Annotated in this window: 1 protein-coding gene; it reads right to left on the bottom strand. The window is 37.3% G+C overall.

The annotated features are described in order from the left end of the window. A partial coding sequence (locus ABD985_RS21240; protein ID WP_345375351.1) for an IS630 family transposase occupies positions 1 to 1,000 on the bottom strand: 1,000 nt, incomplete at both ends.

Below are 1,000 nucleotides of genomic sequence, written 5' to 3'. Positions count from 1 at the left end.
CTAAATCTCCATGTCAAAAGCGATGTCAACGCTTTTTCGTGGCTTTTTAAATCTTTGAAAAAATTCTCTATGGCTTCCGTAAATTCTTGCCTGGTTTTATAGTAGTGATAATCAATCACCGTTTTCCTCATATACTTCCACAAACGTTCTATTAGGTTCAGATTAGGCGAATACGGAGGAAGAAATACCAATTTAATTTTTGACATTTTCAGCCACTCTATCAACTTCTTGGATCGGTAATACCTAGCATTATCACAGATGATATAAATGGTATTCTTGTTGGAATAATGCGCTTCAACTTCTTTAAATAAAGTGATGGTACTTTCCGTATCTACCGTATCTGAAGTGTGGGTAATAACGTCCGTGACTTCCTTGGTGTTGAGTGTTGCATTGATATTTACCCGATCTCGTCCAGAGTTAGATGGAACATAATATTCTTTCCCTTTTTTAATCCAGCCATAAGCACTACGAACATTATGTGTAGGGTGAACAGCGTCCATACAACATAAAACCTCATCTTCTTGCAACTCTTCAAATAGCTCATTCATTTGATCCAGAAATACTTTCTGCGCCTCAGGATCAGCTTTCGAAGAAGTAGGTTGCGTCTTTTTATAGCTATAACCCAATCGATGCAACAAAGCTGTTACTCCATTTTCTGTGTACTCTACATGAAAAGTATTTTTGATGTAAGTCACTATCTGCGCTGCTGTTAAATAGAGTTCTTTCGATAAGGCCACATCTAATTCTTTTAGTTGGTCATCATTAAGTTTTCCACTATAAGCGACAAAGTTATCATCATCCAAGGCTTCAATACCTCCTTCCTGATAGGTGGATAAATATCGTCTTGTACTACTCAAGGAAACACTTAATATATTGCTGATCTGTGTGGGTGTGTAGCCATCGTCAAACATGAGTATTACCGTCGCTCGAATATAGCGATTACTTTCTTTTGCGAACTTCTGAATATTCCGCAGTAATTTTCGATCTTCAGCAGGTAATT

Source organism: Algivirga pacifica (assembly GCF_039543525.1).
In the GTDB taxonomy this organism is placed as follows: domain Bacteria; phylum Bacteroidota; class Bacteroidia; order Cytophagales; family Flammeovirgaceae; genus Algivirga; species Algivirga pacifica.
This window is presented reverse-complemented; position numbering and strand designations above follow the sequence as displayed.